Origin of the sequence: Cohnella sp. 56 (genome assembly GCF_037963805.1) — a bacterium.
GTDB lineage: Bacteria > Bacillota > Bacilli > Paenibacillales > Paenibacillaceae > Cohnella.
Genome location: NZ_JAZDQE010000024.1, coordinates 56,277 through 78,234, shown reverse-complemented (window position 1 = coordinate 78,234; position 21,958 = coordinate 56,277). Strand labels below are relative to the sequence as shown.

Genomic DNA, 21,958 nt, shown 5'->3' with positions numbered 1-21,958 from the left:
CCTGGAGATCGGGTTCATCGCGTCCGTCAACTTAAAGCCTGCATCCATACATCTTTTTCGGCCGGAGCGCACGGTTTTGGAGCAAAAGCCTGCAATTGTGCATCCTTTTAGGCGCGCGGCGCGAATAACAGTAGCCTGCCGGCCCCAAAGCCTGCATATTTGCAGGCTTTGGGAAGTATGGATCGGCGGTGTGTCTAAAGCCTGCATAATCGCAGGTTTTGGGGTGCGACGTCCACCGGCGTGTCTAAAGCCTGCATAATCGCAGGCTTTACGGTTGTTTGTCTGGGGCTAGGTCGTTCAGTTCCGGCGCCTGGAGGTGAAGCATTGGAAGGTGACGCCGAACTTGTCCCGAACGACGCCATAGGCGGGACTGAAGTGGAAGGCGCCAAGCGGGATCTTCACTTCACCGTCTTCAACCAGCCCTTCATACATCCGCGTCGTCTGCGCGGCGTCGGCGGAGGTGATGCACACTGTGAGCAAGTCGCCTTCGCTGGTCGGATTTCCGGGCTCGCAGTCGGCGACCATCAGTTGGGCGTCTCCGATTTTTAATTCGCTATGGGCGATTCGTTCCTTGGCTTCCTCGGAGAGATGATGTGCCGAAGCATCCGGTCCCGCGCCGAACGTCTGCATGAAGGTGACTTCGGCGCCTAATGCCGCCTTGTAAAATTCGATGGCTTCCCTGGCGCGGCCGTCCAAGGAGATAAAGGGGACGAATTGAACGCTCATTCATATCAGCTCCCTAGCTTATATTGGGGCAGTTGACGACATGCCAACCACAACCTCAAAGCTAGTGTAACTCATAATAGTGACAGCTTCTGTCATCGACCCGATCGCCAATTACTGCCCCTCCGTTTGTTCGTATGAAGCCAAAACAGCATTGAGCACACCGGGAAATCGCGCTTCCAAATCGTCTTCGCGAATGGATAAGAGGCGCTGGGTGCCCTGGATACGCGTCCGGACGATCCCCGCTTCTCTCAACGTACGCGTATGATGCGAGACGGTGGACTTGGCGATCGGAAAATCGATATCGCCGCAGGACCGCTCACCGGCCTCTCTCAGCCTTGCGATAATATTGGGGATTGGCCGTCGTCATGCTCTTGTCGATCGTATACGCTTATTTATATATCAGAGGAACGAGCGTTAACCAGGTGTTGAGCCGTCGCGACGTGCAAGTCGACCGCTCCTGAGCTATATTTATAGCATGAAGGAGGCGGAGTACACGCATGATCATTCGTCACTTGAAGCGCGAGGAATTCGACGAGCGAATTGCATTATTCGAATTTGCTTTTCAATTTAAGCTGCCGGCGGATCGACGGGAGGCGGAACGGGCGAACTTTCGGCCGGAGGAGCATATCGGAGCCTTCGACGAACAAGGCCGTCTGCTATCGGCGTTGATCGTCATCCCGTTCCGCGTCTGGGTGAACGGGACCCGCATGGAGATGGGCGGCATCGCAGGCGTAGCGACCTGGCCGGAAGCCAGGCGGCACGGCTGTGTCGCGCAGCTGCTGCGAGCATCGCTCGAGCAGATGCGCGAGCAAGGCCAGACGATCAGCATGCTGCATCCGTTCGCGTTTTCATTCTACAGAAAATATGGCTGGGAAATGACCGTCGAACGCAAAAAGTACGAGCTGGAGCCCCGTCACTTCCCTGCCAAACGCAGCGCCGGCGGCAGCATCGAGCGGATCGCGCCGGGAGACGCCGCAGTGACCGCACTGTACGATAAAGCGGCGTCGCGTTATACGGGCATGCTGGACCGTTCAGAGCAGTGGTGGTCCCGCAAGCGCTGGCAGACGCCTGCCATGCTTGTCCTATACCGCAATACGGCAGGCGTACCTGAAGGCTATCTGCACTACCAGGTGGAAAATCGAAAGCTGACGGTGCTGGAGTTGGTGAACGTAACCGAGGAAGCCCGCTTGGGCCTATGGGACTTCATCGGCAATCATGATTCGATGATCGAAAAGCTGCTGCTGACGGTGCCTTCGGACGATCCGCTGCCGTTTCTCGTGCCGGATCCGCGCTTCAAGCAGGAGCTGGAGCCGTACTTCATGTCGCGAATCGTCGACGCCGAGGCGTTCGTCGGTCAGTATTCGTTCGAACCGGGCGGCCGGGAGGAGATGCTGCTCCGGTTGTCGGATGCGCATGCGCCGTGGAACGAAGGGGCGTTCAAGCTCGCCGTCGAGGAAGACGGAAGCGCGACCCTGACACGCGACGACGATGGGATGGCTTCGGGCGCCGCAACGCTGGACATTCAGACGCTGGCCGCACTGTTGCTGGGCGGCCGCCGTCCGGGCATGCTGGCGCAAGCAGGCAGGCTGCAAGCCAACGCCGCGCAGATCGCTCTGCTGGAGCGCCGCATTCCGCAGTACCGTACTTGCCTGATGGATTTTTTCTGACCCGACGCACGATCGAAGCGCAGAATCATGTCGCCGCTCCAACGAGCCGGCAGCATGAATTTGCGCTTGTTCGCCATTATGAAGTTTATCGCTTTGGCGCATACTGAGACGACGAGCACTTGTATCCTCGCTGCCGCGCACACCAGCTGACCGGGGTTGCATTTTATAAAATAATACGTATAATATGAATATAGTCAAAGAAAGTCAAAGTCAGAAGTCAAAGCCATTCTCCGGGAAGGGGGTTGGGCTGTTGCCATGCGTAACATATCCGATCTCATCGAGCACTATCTGAAGCAGATTCTGCAGAACGGCGCAGGCTCGGTTGAGATTCAACGGGGGGATCTCGCGGAGAAGTTCTCCTGCGTCCCTTCGCAGATCAACTACGTGATCAGCACGAGATTTACCCTTGAAAAGGGGTATAGTGTAGAGAGTAAGCGCGGCGGGGGCGGCTATATCCGTATCCAGCGGGTGGACCTGCCGTCGCTGGAGGCCGTGCAGCGTCTGCTGCATCAGAGCGCGGGCAGCCGGATCGACGAGAACAAGGCCTATGGTCTGATCTATCAGCTCGAGGAGGCGGGGATCGTCACGGCGCGCGAAGCGCATCTCATGCGAACGGCGCTCTCCTCCGAGGCGCTGCCGCTCAAGCAGCCGCTCCAGGACGAGCTGAGGTCGAATCTGATGCGGGTCATGCTGCTGGCGCTGCTGGCCCGTTAGCACGGCTGCCGGGAGAACCGATCATCAATGATGTCTGCAGGGAGGAGATTAAGGTGGTTTGCCAGGAATGCGGCCAGAGGCCGGCAACGCTTCATTTTACGAAGTACGTCAACGGAGAAAAAACGGAGCTGCACATTTGCGAGGCTTGCGCCAGGGAGAAGGGAGAACTCATCCCCGGCACGCCGTCGGGCTTTTCCATCCACAATCTGCTCTCCGGGCTGATGGACTTCGATCCCTCCGGCATCTCCGCCTCCAAGGCGCAGGCACAGACGCTGCGCTGCGAAGGCTGCGGCATGACATACGGTCAGTTCAGCAAGCTGGGCCGGTTCGGCTGCGCCCGCTGCTACAAGCAGTTCGCGGATCGGCTGGACCCGCTGCTGAAGCGGGTGCACGGCAATACGGTGCATGTCGGCAAAGTGCCCAAGCGCGCCGGAGGGCTCGTGCGGCTGCGTCGCGAGATCGACGGGCTGAAGCGGGAGATGCAGCAGAAGATCGCGGGCGAGGACTTCGAGTCGGCAGCCGATCTCCGCGACCGCATCCGCGAGCTCGAGCGCGAAGTTCAGAACGGTTAGGGGGCGGAGCACATGGGTAATCGACAATATACCGCGGAGGCGCTCAGTCCCTGGATGAAGCAAGACGCGCCGGATCGCGACGTCGTGCTGAGCAGCCGGGTCCGCATCGCCCGCAATCTGCGTCATCTGCCCTTTCCGATGATGGCAAGTGCGGCCCAATCGGTCGAGGCGATGGAGCGGCTGCTTCAAGTGAGCGAGAGCGGCAGGCTGTGCGGACTCGGGGAGGTCAGCAGCGTGCGGCTGTCAGAGCTGAGCGAGCTGGAGAAGCAGGTGCTGGTGGAAAAGCATCTCATCAGCCCCGCGCTGGCGAACCATGCCCAGCATGCCGCGCTCATGCTCGGGCCTGGCGAGGACATCAGTCTGATGGTGAACGAAGAGGACCACTTGCGCATTCAATGTCTGCATGCGGGTTTCCAGCTCAAGGAAACGTGGGACACCGCAAGCAAGATCGACGATATATTCGAGGAGGCCGTCGACTACGCCTTCGACGAGAAGTACGGCTTCCTCACCAGCTGTCCGACCAATGTAGGCACCGGCATCCGCGCTTCGGTCATGCTGCATCTGCCTGCGCTCGTCATGACGGGGCAGATCAACCGGATTCTGTCTGCGGTCACGCAGGTCGGTCTGGCCGTCCGGGGCGTCTACGGAGAGGGCAGCGAGGCGACGGGCAATCTGTTCCAGGTGTCGAATCAGATCACGCTCGGCCAGTCCGAGAGCGAGATCATCGAGCATCTGCATGCGGTCGCTCGCCAGATCATCGAGCACGAGAAGGCGGCGCGCGCCAAGCTGATGAACGAATCCAGGCTGAAGGTCGAGGATCGTGTGAAAAGATCGTTCGGCATTCTGAGCTATGCGGCCGTCATCGACGCCAAGGAAGCATCGCAGCGGCTGTCCGATCTTCGGCTGGGCGTACATCTGGGCCTCCTGCCGGAGGTGGACGAAGGCACACTCAACGAGCTGCTCGTCTCGATCCAGCCCGGATTTCTGCAGCAGACGTACGGCGAGGCGCTCAGTCCGGAGCAGCGGGACATGACCCGCGCCCAAATGATCTCGTCCAGACTGGCAACTCATGCCTAAATCAACTATTCTTATATTATACGGAGGAGGTGTTGTCTCATGATGTTCGGAAGATTCACCGAACGCGCACAGAAGGTTCTTGCATTGGCACAGGAAGAAGCAGTGCGCCTGGGACACAACAATATCGGTACGGAGCATATTCTGCTCGGTCTTATCCGCGAAGGCGAGTCGATCGCAGCCAAGGCGCTGATCGCGCTCGGTCTCGGTCTGGAGAAAATCCAGGATGAGGTCGAGTCGCTCATCGGACGCGGCCAGGAACAGCCGACGAACATCGCATACACGCCGCGGGCCAAAAAGGTCATCGAGCTGTCGATGGACGAGGCGCGCAAGCTCGGCCATACGTATGTCGGCACGGAGCATATCCTGCTCGGCTTGATCCGCGAAGGCGAAGGCGTAGCCGCCCGCGTGCTCAACAACCTCGGCATCAGCCTGAACAAGGCGCGCCAGCAGGTGCTGCAGCTGCTCGGCAGCAGCGAGAGCGTATCGCAGAATCACGGCCCTTCGAACAATGTGAGCACGCCTACTCTCGATGGCCTGGCCCGCGATCTGACGGCCAGCGCCCGCGACAACAACATCGACCCGGTCATTGGCCGCGCCAAGGAGATCGAGCGCGTCATCCAGGTGCTCTCCCGCCGGACCAAGAACAACCCGGTGCTCATCGGCGAACCCGGCGTCGGCAAGACGGCGATCGCCGAAGGGCTGGCGCAGCGCATCGTGAACAACGAGATTCCGGAGACGCTGCGCGACAAGCGCGTCATGACGCTCGACATGGGCTCCGTCGTCGCCGGTACCAAGTACCGCGGCGAATTCGAAGACCGTCTGAAGAAGATCATGGATGAGATCCGCCAGGCGGGCAATGTCATCCTGTTCATCGACGAGCTGCACACGCTGATCGGCGCGGGCGGCGCGGAGGGCGCGATCGACGCGTCGAACATCCTGAAGCCGGCGCTCGCCCGCGGCGAGCTCCAGTGCATCGGCGCCACGACGCTCGACGAATACCGCAAGTATATCGAGAAGGACGCCGCGCTCGAGCGCCGTTTCCAGCCGATCACCGTCGATCAGCCGTCGCCTGAAGAAGCGGTTCAGATTCTGCACGGGCTGCGCGACCGCTACGAGGCGCATCACCGGGTCAAGATCACGGACGATGCGATCGAAGCCGCCGTCAAGCTGTCCGACCGCTACATCACCGACCGCTTCCTGCCGGACAAGGCGATCGATCTGATCGACGAAGCCAGCTCCAAGGTGAGACTGCGCTCGTACACGGTACCGCCGAATCTCAAGCAGCTCGAGGCGCGCCTCGAGGATATCCGCAAGGAAAAGGACGCCGCCGTGCAGAGCCAGGAGTTCGAGAAGGCCGCCGCGCTGCGCGACACCGAGCAGAAGATCCGCGAGGAGCTCGATTCCACCAAGAACCAGTGGAAGGAAAAGCAAGGCCGCACCGACTCCGAGGTGACGCCGGACGATATCGCCCAGGTCGTCGCGAGCTGGACCGGCATCCCGGTCGTCAAGCTGGCCGAGGAAGAGACCGAGCGCCTGCTGAAGCTCGAGAGCATCCTGCACGACCGCGTCATCGGCCAGGAGGAAGCCGTCAAGGCCGTCTCCCGCGCCGTCCGCCGCTCACGTGCCGGACTCAAGGATCCGAAGCGTCCGATCGGCTCGTTCATCTTCCTGGGCCCGACGGGCGTAGGCAAGACCGAGCTCGCCCGCGCGCTGGCCGAAGCGATGTTCGGCGACGAGAACGCGGTCATCCGCATCGACATGTCGGAGTACATGGAGAAGCACTCCACGTCCCGTCTCGTCGGAGCGCCTCCCGGATACGTCGGCTACGACGAGGGCGGCCAGCTCACCGAGAAGGTGCGACGCAAGCCGTATTCGGTCGTCCTGCTCGACGAGATCGAGAAGGCGCATCCCGAAGTGTTCAACGTGCTGCTGCAAGTGCTTGAAGACGGTCGTCTGACCGACTCCAAGGGCCGCACGGTGGACTTCCGCAACACGCTGATCATCATGACGTCGAACGTCGGCGCCGACCAGATCAAGCGCAACTCCACGCTCGGCTTCACCGCCGTGCAGGATGCGGGCAAAGACTACAACAACATGAAGGATAAGGTGCTCGGCGAGCTGAAGAAGTCGTTCCGCCCCGAGTTCCTGAACCGGATTGACGAGATGATCGTGTTCCACCCGCTGGCCGAGGAACACATCGCGCAGATCGTCACGCTCATGGCAGACGACCTCAAGAAGCGTCTCGTCGAGCACAACGTCAAGTTCGAGCTGACCGAAGCCGCCAAGAACTTCCTCGCCAAGGAAGGCTTCGATCCGGCCTACGGCGCGCGTCCGCTGCGCCGGGCGATCCAGAAGCACATCGAGGATCGGCTGTCCGAGGAGCTGCTGCTCGGCAAGATCCAGAAGGGCGACACGCTCGAGATCGACGAGAAGGAAGGCGCGCTCGTCGTGAACAACACGACGCCGTCCTCTTCCGAAGAGAGTGAACCGGTCAAGAACAATAGCTAAGCTTATATAGGCAAACCCGCCCGCGGGACGCTCGCAAGCGTCGTCTCCGGGCGGGTTTTGTTCGTGAAGGGACGGTTCTGTTGTGTAAAGGTGCCGGAGATGCACGATACTGCCGTGCAACGGCGCCGCAAATCGGCATGTTTGCCGGAGATACACGATACTACCGTGTAACGGCGCCGCAAATCGGCATTTGTGCCGGAGATACACGATACTACCGCACAACGGCGCCGCAAATCGGCATTTTTGCCGGAAATACACGATACTGCCGTGTAACGGCGTCGCAAATCGGTATTTTTGCCGGAGATGTGCGACAGTACCGCACAACGGCGCCGCAAATCGGCATTTTTGCCGGAGATGCACGATACTACCGTGCAACGGCACTGGGCATACATATTTACGCCGCGCGCCTCAGCGCTTATGATCAACATAGAGAACAAGCGAGGTGGGAGTAGTTGACAATTAAAGTGCTGATCGCCGACGACAACTCATTCATCCGCGAAGGGATGAAGATCATCCTGACCAGCTTCGAGGAGTTCGAGGTCGTGGGGACGGTCGAGGACGGGGCGCAGGCCGCCGCGTTCTGCGAGGCTAATGCGCCGGATGTGGCGCTGCTGGACGTGCGCATGCCGAACATGAACGGCGTGGAGGCCGCGAGGCTGATCGCATCCAATACGAAGACGAAGCCGCTCATCCTGACGACGTTCGACGACGACGAGTATATTCTGGAGGCGATCAAGGCCGGCGCCAGGGGATACCTGCTGAAGAACAACGACCCGGAGCGCATCCGCGATGCCATCAGAAGCGTCCACAACAACCACGACGTGCTCCAGGACGTCGTGCTGGACAAGATCAAGGCGCAGCTGGCGCTCGGCGCCGTCCCCCAAACGCCGCCGCCGCACACGCCGCCGCAGTCGCAGCCGCCTGCGGGCCAAGCCGCCGCGCCGCAGGCCGCTCCCTCGCACCCGGCGTCCGCGCTGCCCAGGCCGGGCGAGGCGATCGACCGCAGCCTGTTCACCGAGCGCGAGCTGGATATCATGGAGCAGATCGCCCGCGGCCTGTCCAACAAGGAGATCTCGCGCAAGCTGTTCATCTCCGAGGGCACGACGGCCAACTACATCACCTCGATCCTGAACAAGACCGGGCTCGAGCATCGCACGCAGATCGCGATTTATTATCTGACGGGTGAAGCCCGCGTGTACGAAGAGGATTAGGGAACGATGGAGCTGTGGCTGCTCGGGAGCAAATCCGCTCTGCTGCTGTTCATCGTATATTCCCTGTACGGCGGCCTTCATGACGCTTCGTTCAGGCCGGCGTACATCCTGCTCCTGCTCATCTATGTCGGCCTCAACTTCGGCATCCCGCCGCTGAAGCGCCGTCCCAAGACATCGCTGGTGCTATCGGTGCTGTCCGCCGCCCTGGCGATCTACGGCGCGCTGGAGCTGCATCCGCTCATCCTGCTGCTGGCCATCCCGAATCTGTACGAGGCGGCTTCGCGTCTCGGCGCGAAGTCCTGGCAGTCCGCCGTCGTCCTGGCAGCATCCGTCTGGCTGTCGCCCGCGCCGCAGCGGCCGCTCTACGCGCTGGCAGCGGCGCTGTGCTTCCTGCTCTACGACGCCGTCTGCCGGCTCTACGCGCGGCTAAGCCTGCGCGAGGAGGAGCGCGACAAGCTGCAGGAAGATGCGCGGCGGCTGACCCGTGCGCTCGCGGACAACGAGGAATATGCGCGTCAGTCCGCCTATACGATCAAGCTGGAGGAGCGAGGCCGGCTGTCGCAGCAGATTCACGACGAGGTCGGCCATGCGATGGCCGGTGCGCTCATCCAGATGGAGGCGGCCAGACGCCTGCTCGATACGAACCGGTCCAAAGCCGAGGAGCTGCTCGGCAACGCGATCGTCATCTCCAAGGAAGGGCTGGAGCGCATCCGGCTGACGCTGAAGCAGTCCAAGCCGCCCGCCGAGCAGCTCGGCATCGGACGCCTGCAGCTGTTCGTGGACGAGCTGTCCGCCAAGCACGACATCCGCGCGACCTTGAACTATTCGGGGGATCTGGACGCGATCACCCAGCTGCAGTGGCGCATTATCCAGGCCAATGCGACCGAGGCCGTGACCAATTCGCTCAAGTACAGCGGCGCATCCGCGATTGCAGTCGAGGTGCTGGTCATGAACAAATTCATCAAGGCGGTCGTCCGCGACGACGGCCGCGGAGCGGACAAGATCGTCAAGGGGCTCGGCATCGTCGGCATGGAGGAGCGCGCGGCGACCGGGGGGGGCACCATTATCGTCGACGGCTCCCGCGGCTTCAGCGTGACGACGCTGCTGCCCGCCAACGGCGCTTCATAGCGGTTGTCCCTGTTTCTCATGAACAGATTCATGAACGCATACAGTCCCGTGAACAATCTCATGAACAATCTCATGAACAATCTCATGTCGGCAAGTCATGAATATTCTCATGCGCAAGGATGAACTTATGCACTGACATAAGGGCATCCTTTTTTCTTATGATTAGAGCATCAAATGAACGACGGGAGCGGATGAACGATGAACATTATCGAGATCGGCGGACTGACCAAGAAGTTCGGGGACTTCGCGGCGGTTGACAATATGACGCTTAACCTGAAGGAAGGGGAGATCTTCGGCTTCCTCGGCGCCAACGGAGCGGGCAAGAGCACGACGATCAGCATGATCGCCTCGCTGCTTCGTCCGACGAAGGGCGAGATCAGGTTTCTCGGCAAGAACATCGCCAAGCACGCCCACTTCGCGAAGATGAACATCGGCATCGTACCGCAGGACCTGGCCATTTACGAAGATATGACCGCTTATGAAAATGTGAGATTTTTCGCCGGACTGTACGGCTTCAGAGGCAGCGAGCTGAAGGCACGGGTAGAGGAGGCGCTCAGCTTCGTCGGACTCGGCGACAAGCAGAAGGAGCTGCCCAAAAACTTCTCCGGCGGCATGAAGCGGCGGCTCAACATCGCCTGCGCGATCGCACACCGGCCGAAGCTGATCATCATGGACGAACCGACCGTCGGCATCGACCCGCACTCGCGCAACTACATCCTCCAGTCCGTCAAGGAACTGAACCGCATGGGATGCACCATCCTTTACACGAGCCACTACATGGAGGAAGTCGAGGAGATCTGCACGCGCATCGCGATCGTCGACCACGGCAAGATCATCGCGGACGGCACCAAGGAGCAGCTCAAGGCGATCATCACCGATTCCAAGGAAATCTGGATCGACGTGAAGAGCGTCGAGGAGCTGAACCAGGAGCGTCTCAAAGAAATCCGCGGCGTGCTGAGCGTAAGAATCGAGGAGCAGCGGATCAAGATACAATCCCGGGCGGAGATCGCCAACCTGAACGACATCGTACAGCAGCTGATCCGCGACGGCATGGAGATCCGGGCTGTCGAGGAGCAGGCGCCGAATCTGGAGACCGTCTTCCTGACGCTGACCGGGCGGAATCTGAGAGACTGAGGAGGAGATACGCGTGAACATTTTGCTTATCGCAAAAAAAGAAATTTTACAGGCGTTCCGCAACAAGTCTACGTTTATCTTCATGCTCGCCTTTCCGATCGCGCTCATGCTGATCCTGGGATTGGCGCTGTCCAACGCCTTCTCCGGCAATATCGACGTCGGCAATATCAAGATGGCTTACAAGCTCGATCAGGCGAGCCCCGCACTCACGGCAGGCTGGGACAGCTTCGCCAAGGCCGCCGCGGACAGCGGTGTGACGATCGAAGCGCTGCCGGCCGGACAGGACGGCAAGCAGGCCGTCAAGGAGGCGGACTATGCGGCGTATGCCGTCGTCTCCGACCAGGGAATCAGCCTCTATGCCAGCAGCCGCGGCACGGTGGAGAGCAACATCCTCCAGGGCATGCTGAACTCGTTTGCAGACCGCTACAATCTTGAGGCGGCCTACGCGAACGCCGGCGTCCAGTCCCCGCCATCGGGCGATGAGGCCGCTCCCGCCTCCCTCGTGAAGTCGATGGCGCTCACGCCGGATCGCCAGCCCAACTCCATGGACTACTATGCGGTCGCCATGACGACGATGATCGCGCTCTACTCCATGCTGAGCGGCGCATCCCTCATCGAGGGCGAGCGCAGCCGCCATACGATCATCCGGCTGTCCGCCGCACCGATCGTCAAGTCCGAGATTTTCATCGGCAAGGTGCTGGGCAGCACCGTCGTTAACGCCATCTTCATCCTCGCCGTCATGCTGCTAAGCCGGTTTGCCTTCGGCGCCGATTGGGGAGACCATCTCGGCTCCGTCATCCTCGTGCTGCTGACGGAAGTGCTGCTCGCGGTCGGATTCGGTCTCGCGGCAGGCATGATTTTTCAAGGCAAGGCTTCGCGATCCTTCTTGATGATCTTCCTCCAGATCGCCTCGTTCGTAGGCGGCGCATACTTCCCGGTATCCGACGCCGGCGGCTTCATCGGCGGCCTCGCCCGGTTCTCGCCGCTCCACTGGAACAATGCGGGCATCTTCGATACCGTATTCGGCGGCCACGCATCGGCTGCTCTGACGGCTGCCTGCTACAATCTGATCGCAGCCGCCGTGCTGCTCGCCATATGCACGATTCTGATCCGCAGAAGGGAGACGATCTGATCATGAAGACGATATTATGGCTCATGGCGAATACGCTTCGCACTTCATTCCGCAGTCGTGCGAATATTATATTGTTCCTGCTGCCGGTCGCCGGCGTGCTGCTGTCCTCCGTGATGTACGGCCAGACGGGCAGCCCGGGTCTGCGGATCGGCATCGTACAGTCGGACGGCGCGGATGCCGTCGGCCGGGATACGGCGGCATTCGTCGCCAAGCTCGAAGGCATCAAGGTGACGGACACGTCGGATGCGGATCTGCGAGACAAGATCGCCTCCGGCAAGCTGGACGCGGGCATCGTCATCCCGCAGGGCTTCGGTGAAGCGCTGAAGGCCGGCAAGCCGATGGAGCTGGAGCTGCTGTCGGTCAAGGGAGCCCAGGTGACGGCATACGTCCAGGCGATGCTGGACGGCTACCTGAACAACATCGCTTCGATCGCCTCCAGGGCGGGCGGGGATGAAGCCAAGTTCGACCGCATCTACAGCGACTATACGCAAGGCGAGTTCGCAGTCGGCCGCGAGCAACTGAAGGACGAATCCAACGTCAAGGATACGACGTACCAGTCGCTCGGCTTCCTGATCGCGTTCATGATGTTCTCTTCCGTCAATATGACGGAGATGATCCTGCGGGAAAAGGAAAACCGCACCTTCCTGCGCCTGCTCTCCTCGCCGGTAACCGCAAGGTCGTACGTAATCGCCAACGTCGCGGTCAACTTCACCGTCATGCTCGTGCAGATCGCGATGACGCTGTTCTTCATGAAGACGGTGCTGCATGTCGACTCGGGCGTGCCGACAGGCGAACTGGCGGCGCTCCTCATCCTGTTCAGCCTCGCCGCGATCGGGCTGTCGCTGCTCATCGTCTCGCTCTCCAAGTCGAAGGCGCAGGCCGGCGCCCTGCAGAATCTCATCATTACGCCGACATGCCTGCTGGCCGGCTGCTACTTCCCGATGGATATCATGCCCGACACCGTCCGCAAGATCGGTTCCTTCCTCCCGCAGCACTGGCTGCTGGATGCGGTGAATCGTCTGCAGCACGGCGACTCCTTCGGCAGCCTGTACATGAATCTGCTGATCCTGGCCGCCTTCGCCGCCGCCTTCGCAGCGATCGCAATCTTCCGGTTCAGCCGCAACAACGATACGAGAACCTTCGTTTAAATTGTGCCAGTCGGACGTCAAGCAGATCGCACTAACACCGGTCCGTCGCCAGGGTTGCCCCGGCGGCGGATCTTTGCTTGCGCGGGGGGCGGACTTTAACCGGGGAGAGCAAATATGATACACTTCTTGTAACTAGCGCATTACGAAGGGAATCACATGGCCAAGCTGAAAATCAAGTTCGTCTGCACCGAATGCGGCACCGAATCGCCCAAATGGATGGGCAAGTGCCCCGGCTGCGGCGCCTGGAACACGATGGTGGAGGAGGCCGAGCCTGTCGTCAAGGCGAGCGTCGGACGCGCGAGCGAGCTGACCCGGACGAAAGAAAAGGCCCAGTCCATCATACACATAGAAAGTGGCAAGGAACCTCGCATCCCGACAGGGAACGGCGAACTCAACCGCGTGCTCGGCGGGGGGCTCGTGCCGGGCTCGCTGCTGCTCGTAGGCGGCGATCCCGGCATCGGCAAGTCGACGCTGCTGCTGCAGACGTCGAACACGCTGGCCGCGCAGGGTCTCACCGTACTGTACGTATCCGGCGAGGAATCCGTCCGGCAGACCAAGCTTCGCGCCGATCGGCTGGGCGCGCTGAGCGAGCGGCTGTTCGTGCTGTGCGAGACGAATCTGGACCTCGTCGAGCAGTCGATCGAGGAGGTCAAGCCGGACTTTCTCGTCATCGACTCGATCCAGACCGTCTACCGTCCCGACGTGCCGTCTGCGCCGGGCAGCGTCGCACAGGTGCGCGAGTGCACGGCCCAGTTCATGCGTATCGCCAAGATCAACGGCGTCGCGACCGTGCTCGTCGGCCACGTCACCAAGGAAGGCGCGATCGCGGGCCCCCGCCTGCTCGAGCATATGGTGGACTGCGTGCTGTACTTCGAGGGCGAGCGGCATCATTCTTACCGGCTGCTGCGCGCGGTGAAGAACCGGTTCGGCTCGACCAACGAGATCGGCATCTTCGATATGTCGGAGGACGGTCTGCGGGAGGTATCGAATCCGTCCGAGCTGTTCCTCACCGAGCGTCCGCTCGGAGTGTCCGGCTCGACGGTCGTCGCCAGCATGGAGGGTACGCGGCCCGTGATGGTCGAGCTGCAGGCGCTCGTCGCGCCGACGCATTTTCCCTCGCCCAGGCGGATGTCCTCCGGCCTGGATCATCATCGGATATCGCTGGTCATCGCGGTGCTGGAAAAGCGGATGGGCATGTTCTTCCAGAACCAGGACGCATATGTGAACGTAGCGGGCGGCATCCGGCTGGACGAACCGGCGGCGGATCTGGCCGCCGCCGTCAGCCTTGCCTCCAGCCTCAAGGACCTGCCGACCAAGCCGGACGACGTCGTCTTCGGCGAAGTCGGCCTGACGGGCGAGGTGCGTGCGGTCTCCCGCGCGGAGACGCGGGTCAAGGAGGCGCTCAAGCTCGGCTTCAAGCGGGTCATCCTGCCGGAGGCGAGCATGAAGGGCTGGCAGCCGCCCGCAGGCATTCGCCTGGTGCCGGTCAAGACGGTGGCGGAGGCGCTCAAGGCGGCATTGGAATAGGGGGCTTGGAGTCAACATGACGAAGGATACGAGAGATAAAGAGCGAGAGCAGCGCGACGTGATGAACCAGCTGCTGCAGATGGTCGCCCCCGGCGCGCCGCTGCGGGAAGGCCTAGAGAATGTACTGCGCGCCAAGACCGGCGCGCTGATCGTCGTCGGCTACAGCCCTGAAGTGATGGAGGTCGTCGACGGGGGCTTTTCCATCAATTGCGACTTCAGTCCGAACTATCTGTACGAGCTCGCCAAGATGGACGGCGCGATCATCCTGAGCGAGGACGGGAAGCGGATACTGTATGCCAATACACAGCTCATCCCCGACCCGTCCATCTCCTCGATCGAGACGGGCATCCGGCACCGTACGGCGGAGCGGGTGGCCAAGCAGACGGGCAAGCTCGTCGTCTCGATCTCCCAGCGGCGCAATATCATCACGCTCTACCAGGGACAGCTCCGCTATGCGCTCAAGGATATGGCGGTCATCCTGACGAAGGCGAACCAGGCGATACAGACGCTGGAGAGATACAGAGCGGTCTATACCCAGACGCTGACCGACCTGTCGGCGCTGGAGTTCGAGAACCAGGTGACGATGCACGAGGTCGTCTACGCGCTGCAGCGGGCCGAGATGGTGCTGCGCATCCGCATGGAGATCAAGCGCTACGTGCTCGAGCTGGGCAACGAAGGGCGTCTCATCAACATGCAGATGGAGGAGCTCGTCGGCAATGCCGAGGAGGAGGCGCGCCTGCTGCTCAAGGACTACGCCAAGGACGCGTCCGAGGAGCGGATCCGCGAGATCCAGCACGCGCTCAAGAAGCTGAGCTCCGACGAGCTGCTGGATGCGGTGCTGCTCATCCGGCTGCTGGGCTACGTATCGCTGAGCGCGGTGGCGGAGGAGGGGTTGCCTTCGCGCGGCTACCGGATCCTCGGCAAGATCGCGCGTCTGCCCGCCGTCATCATCCACAATCTCGTCGAGCGCTTCGGCGCGCTCACGCATATCGCCCAGGCTTCGATCGAGGAGCTGGACGAGGTCGACGGCATCGGCGAGGTGCGCGCCCGCGCGATTCGGGAAGGGCTGCAGCGGATCAAGGACCAGGTGTTCATTGACAGACAGATATAGGCATCATACAATGGGGAATGTTGCCTGCGGAGACGATATCTGCATCACCCGTGGCATGGGCTTAGGCTTGCCCGGTACCGTGTCTGCTGTCTCAGGCGTTGATGATCGACCGGATCGGGTATAGTAAAGTAGAGGTGAAAGCCAATGTTTACAAAATCGCTTCCCAACGTATTCACTATAGGCAACTTGTTCCTCGGCGTATTGTCGATCATTCTCGCGTTCAACGACCGCGCCGACGGCGCCGCGCTGCTCGTGATTATCGCCATGCTGCTTGACGGCCTCGACGGCCGGGTCGCGCGGGCGCTCAACGTACAGAGCGAGTTCGGCAAGGAGCTCGATTCGCTGTCAGACGTCATCTCGTTCGGCGTCGCGCCGGCCTTCATCATGTACCAGGCCGCCTTCACCGACGTCAATCCGGCGCTCGCCTGGATCATCACCGCGATCTTCCCGATCTGCGGCGCGCTGCGGCTCGCCCGCTTCAATGTGATCGAGGGCATCCCCGGCTACTTCATCGGACTGCCGATCCCGGCGGCCGGCGGCGTGCTGGCGACGCTCGCCCTGTTCCACCACGATCTGCACGTGTACCTGCTGCTCGTCGCCACGCTCGCGCTGTCCTTCCTTATGGTCAGCAGCCTGAAGTACCCCAACTTCAAAAAGCTGGGGCTGCCCAAGGCGGCGATCTGGGCCGTGCCGCTCGTCGTCGCGGCGGCGGTGGTGCTGGCGTTCATGTTCCCCCGGGCGATCCCGAACGTCATCCTCGTGCTGCTGCTGCTGTACGCGCTCTGGGGCTTAAAAAAAAACGTTGAGCGCCTGTTCTCCGGCGCCTACAAGCGGCTTCGCCGCAAGCGCAAGCGCGAGGACCAATCGCGTCCGCGCCGCGGCGCCTAGAGCGGCATCGAGCCGTCCGCCGCACCGGGCGCTGCCGATGCTCTGCGGCGTTTCGGCTGCGACAACGGCATACAACCGCGTCCCGTGCAGGGGCGCTTTTTTTTTATACCAGAAACCTCCCGTAACCCGGTTCCCGGTTCGGAATAGCGATGTGCGACATTGTTATCTGCTCGAAAGCCGGTCCGCGGTTCGGGATAGCGATGTGCGACATTGTTATCTGCTCGAAAGCCGGCCCGCGGCTCGGAATAGCGATGTGCGACATTGTTATCTGCTCGAAAACCGGCCCGCGGCTCGGAATAGCGATGTGCGACATTGTTATCTGCTCGAAAGCCGGTCCGCGGTTCGGGATAGCGATGTGCGACATTGTTATCTGCTCGAAAACCGGCCCGCGGCTCGGAATAGCGATGTGCGAGATTGTTATCTGCTCGAAAACCGGCCCGCAGCTCTGGATAGCGATGTGTGGCATTGTTATTTTCATATCGCATCCCAGGAGGCAACAAAATCCGCGCACAACATGCTAAAGCCGCCAAGGGATCTCCCTTGGCGGCTTGGTGCGCATTGAGGCTAGGTCAGGTTGAACCAGCCCAGCGTGCTGCATTTCTCGGATTCCTTCGTTACGACTTCCTCTAGGTTGACGCCAAGCAGATTGCAATAAGCGGACAGATAGAACAGATTCTTGCCCATCTCCGAACGGATGATGTCGGCGCATTGCTCGCAGAGCTCGCCGCTCATGTGAGACTTGGTCTGGCGCTTGGCCTCGCCGAGCTCCATGTCGGGAGAGAATCCCTGCTGCTTCGCACTAAGCTCGATGCATCCGCATTCGGTGATGGACTTGGACACAGCCCGGTTGACCGAAGCGTTCGATTGGTTGTACTTGGTCATGACATCCAGCAAGCTGCGGTGACGAAGCAACAGCTCCGACACCTGCTGCTGGAATTCCTGCAGCGTTGGCGCGCTCATTCCATCCACCTCGGTTGCCTGTATTGGCGTTGCTAAGCCTCATTATAGAGCACACCGTCCGGTATTACAAAGCAAATGACTCCGCTTGGCCGGATTAACTCGTTAATTTTTGGACCATACTGGTAGCTAAACAGGTGATTATTGGGAGTGATACTTATGTTGATGAAACGATTGATTCAGTTGTTCGGGCTGCTGGCCGGTCTCGCGGTCGGTCAAGGGTTCGCCTCTTCTGCCGGCGTGTCGGGCAGCCGGACATCGTGGATGGGAACTGCGCTCGGAACTGCCGCATACGGCGGAGGGCTCGGGGCGTATGCGGCGTGGATCGGCGCGGCGCTCGGACTCGTCGTCGCGACCGCATGCGCAGGCCCGCTGTCGGAGCTGCTCCGCAGAGGCGTCGACCGGCTGGCGGACATGCCGGCTGCGCAGCTGCTCGCCGGACTCGCCGGCGGAGGCTCGGGGCTCGTGCTCGCGATGCTGCTGATGCCGTATCTCGGCGCAGTGCCGCGCGTAGGCGGCCTGCTGTCGGCCGCGACCGCGCTGGCGTTCGCTTATGCCGGCACGCACATCGGCCTGCGCAAGCAGGAGGAGGTATCCGGATGGGGCGCGTATCGGCGCCGGCCGGAGCCGGTCGAAGAGGATGCCCCGAGATACGAGGAGCACAAAATACTCGATACAAGCGTCATCATCGATGGGCGGATCGCCGACATCTGCAAGACGGGATTTATCGAAGGCACGCTCGTCATCCCCGAATTCGTGCTGGAGGAGCTGCAGCATATCGCGGACTCTTCCGATCTGCTCAAGCGCAACCGCGGCCGCAGGGGACTGGACATTTTGAATAAAATCCAAAAAGAGCTGGACGTAAAGGTACTCATCTACGAAGATGCGGGGGACGAAACCGGCGAGGTGGACAGCCGCCTCGTCAAGCTCGCCAAGGCGATGCGCGGCAAAGTTGTCACCAACGACTTCAACCTGAACAAAGTGTGCGAGCTGCAGGGCGTGTCCGTGCTGAACATCAACGACCTGGCCAATGCGGTGAAGCCGGTCGTGCTGCCGGGCGAGGAGATCGTTGTGCAGGTTATCAAGGACGGCAAGGAGCACGGCCAAGGCGTGGCGTATCTCGACGACGGCACGATGATCGTGGTGGAGGGCGGACGCGACTTCATCGGCACGACGATGGAGGTGCTCGTGACGAGCGTGCTGCAGACGTCCGCGGGCCGGATGATCTTCGCAAAGCCGAAGCTGCTGGAGCGGGCGCTGTAAATTCGCAGGCGACTTGGAAAATAAGCGCCGACCGGGTATGATGGAAGGGTATACGGGCGGGACCCGCTGGGGTCCCGTCCTTCTTCACGATTGCGGACGGCTTGGGGGGCGGGAGTCCCTCGTCCGCGGTCATGCCAAGGCGAAGGAAGGCGTACATATGGACTGGGGAGCGGTGATCGTCGCGGCCGGCCGCGGCAAGCGGATGGGCGCCGATAGGAACAAGGCGTACCTGCCCTTGGCCGGCAGGCCGGTGCTGGCGCATACGCTGGAGGCGTTCGAGGCGTGCGAAGCGGTCGGCGAGATCGTCATCGTGGCGGCGGCGGGCGAAGAAGACGAGGCCGAGGCGCTGGCGCGCGAGCTGGGCCTGCGCAAGGTGAAGCGGGTAATCGCCGGCGGCGCGGAGCGTCAGGACAGCGTATATGCGGGGCTCGCCGCGCTGACGTCTGAGGGCGCGCTCGTGCACGACGCTGCGCGGCCGCTCGTGGCGCCGGAGCGGATCGCTGCGTGCTGCCGGGCGGCGGAGGAGAGCGGCGCAGCGGCGCTGGCCGTGCCGGTCAAGGATACGATCAAGCTGTCGGACGGCGGCGGGATGATCGTGTCGACGCCGGAGCGCAGCCTGCTGTGGGCGGTGCAGACGCCGCAGGCATTTCGCCGGGCTGAGCTGATGGACGCGCACGACCGTGCGCGGGCCGACGGCGCCCAGGCCACGGACGACGCGATGCTGCTGGAGCGGCTGGGCCGTCAGGTAGCGATCGTGGAGAGCGACTATTCGAACTTGAAGATTACGACGCCGGAGGATCTGCCCATCGCTGAATTGCTGCTGGAGCGGCGCCGGCGCGACGGACTGGAGCGAATCAGATGATTAGAGTGGGACAAGGCTTTGACGTGCATCAGCTGACCGAGGGACGGGCTTGCATCATCGGCGGCGTTCATATTCCTTACGAAAAGGGACTGCTCGGCCACTCCGACGCCGACGTGCTGCTGCACGCGATCAGCGATGCGGTGCTCGGGGCGCTGGCGCTGGGCGATATCGGCAAGCATTTCCCCGATACGGATGCGGCCTTCAAGGACGCCGACAGCGTCGTGCTGCTGGAGCGGGTATGGGCGCTCGCCGCGGAGCGGGGCTACAAGCTCGGCAACGCCGACGCGACGATCATCGCCCAGGCGCCCAAGATGGCGCCGCACATCCCGGCGATGGTAGAGGTGATCGCGCGGACGCTCGGGGCGGCGGCCGACCAGGTGAATGTGAAGGCGACGACCTCCGAGCGGCTCGGATTCACCGGCCGGGGCGAAGGCATTGCCGCCCAGGCGGTCGTGCTGCTGGTCAAGCAAGGCTAACGACGGAAACGGGAGGAATACGGTTATGAGCAACGGACAAGCTGGCAAGGTCAGGGTACGCTACGCGCCGAGCCCGACGGGACATTTGCATATCGGCAACGCGCGCACCGCCATTTTCAACTATCTATTCGCACGCCATCACGGCGGGGACTTCATCATCCGCATCGAGGATACCGACGTCAAGCGCAACGTCGCCGGCGGTGAGGAGAGCCAGCTCACGTATCTGAAGTGGCTCGGCGTCGATTGGGACGAGAGCGTCGACCGTCACGGGGACTGCGGCCCTTACAGGCAGACGGAGCGTCTGCACATTTACGACGAATATACGAAGCAGCTGTTGGAGAGCGGGCTTGCCTACCGCTGCTACGCGACCGAGGAGGAGCTGGAGGCGGAGCGCGAGGAGCAGCTCGCACGCGGCGAGACCCCGGCATACTCCGGCAAATACCGGGACATCACGGCAGAGCACGAAGCGCAGCTCGTGGCTGAAGGGCGTATTCCCGCCATTCGCTTCCGCGTGCCGAAGGACCGTACGTATACGTTCAACGACCTGGTCAAAGGCGAGATCTCGTTCCGCTCGGAGGACTTCGGCGACTTCGTCATCGTCAAGCGCGACGGCATTCCAACCTACAACTACGCCGTAGCCGTGGACGACCACATGATGAGGATCAGCCATGTGCTGCGGGGCGAGGATCACATCACGAATACGCCGCGCCAGCTGATGATCTACGAGGCGCTCGGCTGGGAGCCGCCGGTGTTCGGGCACATGACGCTCATCGTGAATGAGAGCCGCAAAAAGCTGTCCAAACGCGACGAGTCGATCGTCCAGTTCATCGAGCAATATGACGGACTCGGCTATTTGCCCGAGGCGCTGTTCAACTTCATCACGCTGCTCGGCTGGTCGCCGGAGGGCGAGGAAGAGATCTTCACGCGCGAGCAGTTCATCGAGATCTTCAAGGCCGAGCGCCTGTCCAAGAGCCCGGCCGTGTTCGATACGGTCAAGCTGAACTGGATCAACCAGCACTACATGAAGGCGGCTTCGCCCGAGCGTGTGCTGGAGCTGTGCCTGCCGCATCTCAAGAAGGCGGGACGGATCGGGGAGCAGCCGGATGAGCGGGAGATGGCCTGGGCCGCCGCGCTCGTGACGCTGCTGCGCGAGCATCTGCGCTACGGCGCGGAGATCGTGACGCTGTCCGAGCTGTTCGTGCGCGAGCAGGTCGAGGTTGACGACGAGGCGCGCGAGGTGCTCGCCGACCCGCAGGTGCCGGCGGTGCTGGTGGCGTTCGCGCGCCAGATCGAGGCTGCGGGCGAAGAGGGCTTCACGGTCGACAGCATGAAGGCGCTCATCAAGGCCGTGCAGACGGAGACAGGCGCGAAGGGCAAGGGCTTGTTCATGCCGATCCGCGTCGCGCTGACGGGGCAGATGCACGGGCCGGATCTGAACGGCACGATCTGGCTGCTCGGGCGCGAGCGGGTGCTGGCGCGGCTGCGGGAGACGGCGGCGTCGCTCGGCTGAGCCTAGAGATGGCTGCCAGCGGAGAGGGCTCGCCATCCGGAGCTTTTGAGGCGGCTGCCCGGGACCGGCAAGATGTGGTGTCGGGGGGATAGCGGATATTTTTTCCGCTATCCGGCCTGTGAGGAGCGCATGAGTGCGAGATAGCGGACATTTTTTCCGCTATCCGGCCTGTGAGGAGCGCATGCGTGTGTGATAACGGACATTTTTTCCGCTATCCGGCCTGTGAGGAGCGCGTGCGTATGTGATAACGGACATTTTTTCCGTTATCCGGCCTGTGAGGGGCGCATGCGTGTGTGATAGCGGACATTTTTTCCGCTATCCGGCCTGTGAGGAGTGCATGGGTGTGC

At 61.7% G+C, this 21,958-nt stretch carries 20 protein-coding genes and 1 pseudogene; 18 read left to right on the top strand and 3 right to left on the bottom strand.

Annotation, left to right across the window (positions count from 1 at the left end; translation table 11 throughout):
- Positions 1–297 precede the first annotated feature (297 nt).
- Together VQ071_RS27420 and VQ071_RS27415 are read right to left on the bottom strand one after the other, a co-directional pair.
- Positions 298–726, bottom strand: a complete 429-nt coding sequence (locus tag VQ071_RS27420) for a VOC family protein (RefSeq protein ID WP_340517791.1) — start codon at positions 724–726, stop codon at positions 298–300.
- A gap of 111 nt (positions 727–837) precedes the next feature.
- Positions 838–1,059 (bottom strand): ArsR/SmtB family transcription factor, encoded by a 222-nt coding sequence (locus tag VQ071_RS27415; protein WP_340517802.1) that lies wholly within the window; start codon positions 1,057–1,059, stop codon positions 838–840.
- Positions 1,060–1,223: 164 nt separating this feature from the next.
- On the opposite strand from VQ071_RS27415, the gene VQ071_RS27410 reads away from it, so the two are divergent.
- From VQ071_RS27410 to pssA, 14 genes and pseudogenes are all read left to right on the top strand, one after another.
- Positions 1,224–2,393, top strand: coding sequence for a GNAT family N-acetyltransferase (locus tag VQ071_RS27410; RefSeq protein ID WP_340517790.1), 1,170 nt, complete (start codon positions 1,224–1,226; stop codon positions 2,391–2,393).
- A gap of 255 nt (positions 2,394–2,648) precedes the next feature.
- Positions 2,649–3,107, top strand: a complete 459-nt coding sequence (locus VQ071_RS27405) for a CtsR family transcriptional regulator (RefSeq protein ID WP_340517789.1) — start codon at positions 2,649–2,651, stop codon at positions 3,105–3,107.
- Between the two features lie 53 nt (positions 3,108–3,160).
- Entirely contained in the window at positions 3,161–3,679 is a 519-nt protein-coding gene (locus VQ071_RS27400) for a UvrB/UvrC motif-containing protein (protein ID WP_340517787.1), read from the top strand.
- 12 nt (positions 3,680–3,691) lie between these two features.
- Entirely contained in the window at positions 3,692–4,756 is a 1,065-nt protein-coding gene (locus tag VQ071_RS27395; protein ID WP_340517785.1) for a protein arginine kinase, read from the top strand.
- A gap of 39 nt (positions 4,757–4,795) precedes the next feature.
- Positions 4,796–7,264, top strand: coding sequence for an ATP-dependent Clp protease ATP-binding subunit (locus VQ071_RS27390; RefSeq protein WP_340517784.1), 2,469 nt, complete (start codon positions 4,796–4,798; stop codon positions 7,262–7,264).
- Between the two features lie 503 nt (positions 7,265–7,767).
- Positions 7,768–8,151: pseudogene (locus tag VQ071_RS29375) on the top strand (response regulator); the annotation flags it as partial.
- Complete coding sequence (locus tag VQ071_RS29370; protein WP_445293346.1) at positions 8,125–8,475, top strand: response regulator transcription factor; 351 nt, start codon at positions 8,125–8,127, stop codon at positions 8,473–8,475. The pseudogene VQ071_RS29375 and the gene VQ071_RS29370, both read left to right, overlap by 27 nt.
- A gap of 6 nt (positions 8,476–8,481) precedes the next feature.
- Entirely contained in the window at positions 8,482–9,603 is a 1,122-nt protein-coding gene (locus VQ071_RS27380) for a sensor histidine kinase (protein ID WP_340517780.1), read from the top strand.
- Positions 9,604–9,801: 198 nt separating this feature from the next.
- On the top strand, positions 9,802–10,737 hold the full coding sequence (locus tag VQ071_RS27375; protein WP_340517777.1) for an ABC transporter ATP-binding protein: 936 nt from the start codon (positions 9,802–9,804) through the stop codon (positions 10,735–10,737).
- Positions 10,738–10,750: 13 nt separating this feature from the next.
- Complete coding sequence (locus VQ071_RS27370) at positions 10,751–11,869, top strand: ABC transporter permease (RefSeq protein ID WP_340517776.1); 1,119 nt, start codon at positions 10,751–10,753, stop codon at positions 11,867–11,869.
- A 2-nt stretch (positions 11,870–11,871) separates the two neighbouring features.
- Positions 11,872–13,017 (top strand): ABC transporter permease, encoded by a 1,146-nt coding sequence (locus VQ071_RS27365; protein ID WP_340517774.1) that lies wholly within the window; start codon positions 11,872–11,874, stop codon positions 13,015–13,017.
- 156 nt (positions 13,018–13,173) lie between these two features.
- On the top strand, positions 13,174–14,544 hold the full coding sequence (radA, locus tag VQ071_RS27360) for a DNA repair protein RadA (RefSeq protein WP_340517773.1): 1,371 nt from the start codon (positions 13,174–13,176) through the stop codon (positions 14,542–14,544).
- 16 nt (positions 14,545–14,560) lie between these two features.
- On the top strand, positions 14,561–15,655 hold the full coding sequence (gene disA / locus VQ071_RS27355) for a DNA integrity scanning diadenylate cyclase DisA (RefSeq protein ID WP_340517771.1): 1,095 nt from the start codon (positions 14,561–14,563) through the stop codon (positions 15,653–15,655).
- A 144-nt stretch (positions 15,656–15,799) separates the two neighbouring features.
- Positions 15,800–16,543 carry a CDP-diacylglycerol--serine O-phosphatidyltransferase gene (gene pssA, locus VQ071_RS27350; protein ID WP_340517769.1) on the top strand — a complete coding sequence of 248 codons (744 nt, stop codon included), beginning with the start codon at positions 15,800–15,802 and terminating at the stop codon, positions 16,541–16,543.
- A gap of 564 nt (positions 16,544–17,107) precedes the next feature.
- On the opposite strand, the gene VQ071_RS27345 is transcribed toward pssA, so the two are convergent.
- Entirely contained in the window at positions 17,108–17,503 is a 396-nt protein-coding gene (locus VQ071_RS27345) for a DUF1573 domain-containing protein (RefSeq protein WP_340517767.1), read from the bottom strand.
- A 159-nt stretch (positions 17,504–17,662) separates the two neighbouring features.
- On the opposite strand from VQ071_RS27345, the gene VQ071_RS27340 reads away from it, so the two are divergent.
- The 4 genes from VQ071_RS27340 to gltX all read left to right on the top strand — a co-directional run bounded on the left by VQ071_RS27340 (position 17,663) and on the right by gltX (position 21,611).
- Positions 17,663–18,763 (top strand): PIN/TRAM domain-containing protein, encoded by a 1,101-nt coding sequence (locus VQ071_RS27340; protein ID WP_340517800.1) that lies wholly within the window; start codon positions 17,663–17,665, stop codon positions 18,761–18,763.
- A gap of 157 nt (positions 18,764–18,920) precedes the next feature.
- Positions 18,921–19,625, top strand: a complete 705-nt coding sequence (gene ispD, locus VQ071_RS27335; RefSeq protein WP_340517798.1) for a 2-C-methyl-D-erythritol 4-phosphate cytidylyltransferase — start codon at positions 18,921–18,923, stop codon at positions 19,623–19,625.
- Positions 19,622–20,101, top strand: a complete 480-nt coding sequence (gene ispF / locus VQ071_RS27330; RefSeq protein WP_340517765.1) for a 2-C-methyl-D-erythritol 2,4-cyclodiphosphate synthase — start codon at positions 19,622–19,624, stop codon at positions 20,099–20,101. The genes ispD and ispF overlap by 4 nt, the downstream gene beginning before the upstream one ends.
- A gap of 25 nt (positions 20,102–20,126) precedes the next feature.
- Positions 20,127–21,611 carry a glutamate--tRNA ligase gene (gltX, locus tag VQ071_RS27325; protein ID WP_340517762.1) on the top strand — a complete coding sequence of 495 codons (1,485 nt, stop codon included), beginning with the start codon at positions 20,127–20,129 and terminating at the stop codon, positions 21,609–21,611.
- Positions 21,612–21,958 lie beyond the last annotated feature (347 nt).

Coding starts and splice junctions, on each gene's coding strand:
- VQ071_RS27420 (WP_340517791.1), bottom strand. CDS start 726: ATGAGCGTTCAATTCGTCCCCTTTATCTCCTTGGACGGCCGCGCCAGG.
- VQ071_RS27410 (WP_340517790.1), top strand. CDS start 1,224: ATGATCATTCGTCACTTGAAGCGCGAGGAATTCGACGAGCGAATTGCA.
- VQ071_RS27405 (WP_340517789.1), top strand. CDS start 2,649: ATGCGTAACATATCCGATCTCATCGAGCACTATCTGAAGCAGATTCTG.
- VQ071_RS27395 (WP_340517785.1), top strand. CDS start 3,692: ATGGGTAATCGACAATATACCGCGGAGGCGCTCAGTCCCTGGATGAAG.
- VQ071_RS27390 (WP_340517784.1), top strand. CDS start 4,796: ATGATGTTCGGAAGATTCACCGAACGCGCACAGAAGGTTCTTGCATTG.
- VQ071_RS27380 (WP_340517780.1), top strand. CDS start 8,482: ATGGAGCTGTGGCTGCTCGGGAGCAAATCCGCTCTGCTGCTGTTCATC.
- VQ071_RS27375 (WP_340517777.1), top strand. CDS start 9,802: ATGAACATTATCGAGATCGGCGGACTGACCAAGAAGTTCGGGGACTTC.
- VQ071_RS27365 (WP_340517774.1), top strand. CDS start 11,872: ATGAAGACGATATTATGGCTCATGGCGAATACGCTTCGCACTTCATTC.
- radA (WP_340517773.1), top strand. CDS start 13,174: ATGGCCAAGCTGAAAATCAAGTTCGTCTGCACCGAATGCGGCACCGAA.
- disA (WP_340517771.1), top strand. CDS start 14,561: ATGACGAAGGATACGAGAGATAAAGAGCGAGAGCAGCGCGACGTGATG.
- pssA (WP_340517769.1), top strand. CDS start 15,800: ATGTTTACAAAATCGCTTCCCAACGTATTCACTATAGGCAACTTGTTC.
- VQ071_RS27345 (WP_340517767.1), bottom strand. CDS start 17,503: ATGAGCGCGCCAACGCTGCAGGAATTCCAGCAGCAGGTGTCGGAGCTG.
- ispD (WP_340517798.1), top strand. CDS start 18,921: ATGGACTGGGGAGCGGTGATCGTCGCGGCCGGCCGCGGCAAGCGGATG.
- ispF (WP_340517765.1), top strand. CDS start 19,622: ATGATTAGAGTGGGACAAGGCTTTGACGTGCATCAGCTGACCGAGGGA.
- gltX (WP_340517762.1), top strand. CDS start 20,127: ATGAGCAACGGACAAGCTGGCAAGGTCAGGGTACGCTACGCGCCGAGC.